Origin of the sequence: Streptococcus mitis (assembly GCF_008763935.1) — a bacterium.
GTDB lineage: Bacteria > Bacillota > Bacilli > Lactobacillales > Streptococcaceae > Streptococcus > Streptococcus mitis_DB.
In genome coordinates this window covers 1-4,293 of record NZ_VTQF01000026.1, presented here as the reverse complement: position 1 = coordinate 4,293, position 4,293 = coordinate 1, and the positions used below count along the sequence as shown (strand labels likewise).

4 protein-coding genes are annotated in these 4,293 nt (G+C 51.4%); 2 read left to right on the top strand and 2 right to left on the bottom strand.

From position 1 onward, the window contains the following. Nucleotides 1–168 precede the first annotated feature (168 nt). Entirely contained in the window at nucleotides 169–1,386 is a 1,218-nt protein-coding gene (locus tag F9B91_RS12055) for an aspartate kinase (protein WP_049228058.1), read from the bottom strand. Between the two features lie 389 nt (nucleotides 1,387–1,775). On the opposite strand from F9B91_RS12055, the gene F9B91_RS12050 reads away from it, so the two are divergent. After that, nucleotides 1,776–2,204: a TOBE domain-containing protein gene (locus tag F9B91_RS12050; protein WP_003744127.1), complete on the top strand. Its 429-nt coding sequence runs from the start codon at nucleotides 1,776–1,778 to the stop codon at nucleotides 2,202–2,204. A gap of 75 nt (nucleotides 2,205–2,279) precedes the next feature. Here F9B91_RS12050 and rph read toward each other — a convergent pair whose 3' ends face one another. Beyond that, on the bottom strand, nucleotides 2,280–3,020 hold the full coding sequence (gene rph / locus F9B91_RS12045) for a ribonuclease PH (protein ID WP_150923300.1): 741 nt from the start codon (nucleotides 3,018–3,020) through the stop codon (nucleotides 2,280–2,282). A gap of 161 nt (nucleotides 3,021–3,181) precedes the next feature. Between rph and F9B91_RS12040 the strand changes: the two genes are divergently transcribed. After that, nucleotides 3,182–4,063: a YicC/YloC family endoribonuclease gene (locus F9B91_RS12040; RefSeq protein WP_150923299.1), complete on the top strand. Its 882-nt coding sequence runs from the start codon at nucleotides 3,182–3,184 to the stop codon at nucleotides 4,061–4,063. The last annotated feature ends 230 nt before the right edge of the window (nucleotides 4,064–4,293 follow it).

Genomic DNA, 4,293 nt, shown 5'->3' with positions numbered 1-4,293 from the left:
GTACTATCTGTACTGTCTGCGGCTTCGTCGCCTTGTCCTGATTTAAAGTTAATCCACTATATTTCACTCAAAAATGTGTGGTTCAAAAATCTGAGCTATTTTTCCACAATAAAATAAAAGGTCGTCTGAAAATAAAATTTCAGACGACCTTTCAAACATATAACTCGATTAACCCAAATCAAACGCTTTGTGCAGGACGCGGGTGGCGAGTTCCATGTATTTCTCGTCAATCAAGACGGAAACTTTGATTTCGGAAGTAGAAATCATTTGGATGTTGATGCCTTCTTCGGCAAGGGTGCGGAAGATTTTGGCGGCAACGCCGACGTGCGAACGCATACCTAAGCCGACTGCGGAGACTTTGCATACGGTGTCGTCGCCGTCGATGGCGGCTGCGCCGATGCTGTCTTGCAGTTTGGACAGGATTTCGATGGTTTGTCTGTAATCGCCACGCGGTACGGTGAAGGAAAAATCAGTGGTACCTTCGCTGCCGACATTTTGGATGATCATATCGACTTCGATGTTGGCATCGGCAACCGCGCCTAAAATCTGATAGGCGACGCCGGGTTTGTCAGGTACGCCGCGCACGTTGATGCGGGCTTGGTTTTTATCGAATGCGATACCGGTTACGGCAGCTCTTTCCATGTTTTCGTCCTCTTCAAAAGTAATTAAGGTGCCGTTGCCGCCGTCTTGCAGGCTGCTCAGTACGCGCAGGCGCACTTTGTATTTTCCGGCGAATTCTACTGAACGGATTTGCAAGACTTTCGAGCCGAGGCTTGCCAATTCGATCATTTCTTCAAATGTAACCGTATCCATGCGGCGCGCTTCGGGCACGACGCGGGGATCGGTGGTGTACACGCCGTCTACGTCGGTATAGATTTGGCATTCGTCCGCTTTGAGGGCTGCGGCGAGCGCGACGGCGGAAGTGTCGGAGCCGCCGCGTCCGAGCGTGGAAATATTGCCTTCGCTGCTGATGCCTTGGAAGCCGGCAACGATGACGACTTTGCCTGCGTCGAGGTCGGCGCGCATTCTTTGATCATCGATGTTTTCGATGCGGGCTTTGGTGTGGGAAGTGTCGGTTTGGAGGGCGACTTGCCAGCCGGTGTAGCTTTTGGCATCCACGCCGATGTCTTTCAATGCCATCGCCAAAAGACCGATGGTCACTTGTTCGCCGGTAGCTAAGACGACGTCCAGCTCGCGCGGATCGGGATGCTCCTGCATTTCGTGCGCCAGCGCAACCAAGCGGTTGGTTTCGCCGCTCATGGCGGATACGACGACAACGATGTCGTGTCCTTCGGCGCGGGCTTTGGCGACACGTTTGGCTACGTTTTTAATGCGTTCGGGCGAGCCTACTGATGTGCCGCCGTATTTATGTACGATTAACGCCATGTTTCGTGCTTTCTGTTTGAGATTGGTAGGGCAGCGCGGTGCTGCAAAGTCGGAATCTTCCCGCCTGCCTGAGTAGGTTTTCGCGCTGCGGCAAAAGGCGGGCAAATCTTTGTGTATTTTACTGTCGTTTACATGAATTTCAAAGATAAATTGGATTTTGGCGGCAAATAGGCTGTCGGATATCAGAGGTCGTCTGAAAATATGGTTTCAGACGACCTTTTGTTGTAAAACTAATGGTTAAATTACGTTATATTTTCCTATCCAATCAGCACAAAATACTAGTTATTAATGCCTATTTTATTTTAAAATATATTGAATTTAGGCATCAGGACACGGTATAGTATCGTTCGTTCAAATTCAAACAACAAACATACGAAAGGAATTTCATTATGCAAATCAGCGCGCGCAACCAATTTAACGGCATCGTTAAAGACATCCGCAACGGCGCGGTCAACAGCGAAGTAACCGTATCCCTGCCGACCGGACAGGAAATCGTAGCAGCCGTTACTTGCGAGAGCATCAGCAACCTCGGCTTGGAAAAAGGCAAGGCTGTTGTGGTGCTGATTAAGGCGAGCAGCATCTTGATTGCCAACAATCTCGACAACATCAAACTTTCCGCACGCAACCAGTTGTCAGGCATCATCAGCCATATCGAACGCGGCTCGGTCAACAGCATCGTTGATTTGGACTTGGGCGATGGCTTGGCTTTAAGCGCAGGCATTACCGTGAAAAGCGGCGATTTGCTGAATCTGACACCCGGCCAAAAAGCAACGGCTGTTTTCAAGGCAGGCGCGGTTATTTTGGGCGTATTGGCATAATCCGAACTGTCCGATTCAAAAAAGCCGTCTGAAACTTCAGGTTTCAGACGGCTTTTTATTATTTGCAGGATACCGTTATCCGACAGAGCGAGATAGTTTTAATGCGTTTTGCTGATGCGCGGTTAACTCGGCAATGCCTTTTTGCGCCAGCGCAATCAGTTTGCCCAATTCATCGAGGCTGAACGGCGCGCCTTCCGCCGTGCCTTGGATTTCGATGATTTTGCCCGAAGCGGTCATGACTATATTGACATCACTGTCGCAGCCGGAGTCTTCGGGGTAATCCAAATCCAAAAGCGGTACACCGCCCACCACGCCTGCGGATACAGCGGCAACGGCTTCACGGATGGGGTTTTCGCTGATAAGGTCGTCTGAAAGCAGCTTGTTGACCGCAATTTGCAGGGCGACGAACGCGCCGGTAATAGATGCGGTGCGCGTGCCGCCGTCGGCCTGAATCACGTCGCAGTCAATCAGGATTTGGCGTTCGCCCAGTTTTTCCATATCCACGACGGCGCGAAGCGAACGCCCGATTAAACGCTGGATTTCCTGGGTGCGGCCCGACTGTTTGCCTGCCGCGGCTTCACGACGCATACGCGAGGCGGTGGACGCGGGCAACATGCCGTATTCGGCGGTAACCCAGCCCTGCCCCTTGCCGCGAAGGAACGGCGGAACATTCTCGTCAATGGAAGCGGTGCAAATAACTTTGGTGTTGCCGCATTCGATCAGGCACGATCCGTCGGCATGCGGCAGAAAGTTCTGGGTGATTTTGATGTCGCGCAGGCTGTCGGCATCGCGCGAGGTGCGGGTGTAATTGCTCATGATTTGTCCTTTGCGGAAGCGGTGAAAATTTGTGGTCGATATTATACGGGATTCGTCGGGGAGGCTGCTTAAGGTCGTCTGGAATCGTTTTCAGAAGACCTTATCCTATATTGTGTTATAGTCCCTCCACTTTCACTCGTATTTTGAAACGGAGTAAAACCATGACCCAATCCATCCATATCCACAGTATGACCGGCTTTGCCAATGCCGCAGGCGAATGCGGCGGCAAGCGCGTGAATTTGGAAATCCGCGCGGTGAACCACCGTTATCTGGATGTCCAATTCCGCATGCCTGAAGAATTGCGCTATCTGGAAGGCGCGTTGCGCGAGAAAATCGCGGCTTCAGTCGCACGCGGCAAATTGGAATGCCGCATTCAGTTGCAGGACGCGGCGGTCGGCGGGCAGAGTTTGGAAACCAATGAAGAGTTGGTAAAACAGCTTGCCGACTTGAACAAAACTTGGCGCAAAGAACACGGTTTCAGCAAGCTGACGGTCGCTGAAGTGTTGCGCTTTCCGGGGGTGTTGGCAGGTCAAAGCGAAGATCCGGAGGCTTTGGCGAAAACCGTACAAGAGCTGCTGGACGAGGCTTTGAAAGAATTTGCCGCCGCCCGCAAACGCGAAGGTAAAAAACTCGGCGAACATCTGTTGCAACGCTTGGCAAGCATGGAAGAAATCGTGGATGCGTTGAGCGAGCTGTTCCCTAGTCTGCTTCAGGCGCATATGGACAAGGTGAACGCGCGTTTGGCGGAAGCGGTCGACAATATCGACAACGACCGTTTGCAGCAGGAATTTGCGCTGTTTATCCAAAAATCCGATGTTGACGAAGAATTCAGCCGCCTGCGCACACACATCGCCGAAGTCCGCCGTATTGTGACGGAAAACAAAGGCAGCGCGGGCAAACGCTTGGACTTCCTGATGCAGGAATTGAACCGCGAGGCGAACACGCTGGGCAGCAAAGCAATCGCGGCGGAATGCACGCAGGCTTCGGTTGAACTGAAAGTCTTAATCGAGCAAATGCGCGAGCAGGTTCAAAACATCGAATAAGCCTTCAAAAATAAAACAAAGGTCGTCTGAAAAGCTATTTTCTGCTTTTCAGACGACCTTTTTTGATACCGCAATCCGTGCCCTGCCCTGCTGTTCATCATACTGCCCCACCCTATTTATAGTGGATTAAATTTAAACCAGTACGGCGTTGCCTCGCCTTGCCGTACTATAGTCAAACAAAACAAAAAATACCCAACAAAGCCTGCTCAAAAGACAAACAGCCGGACATC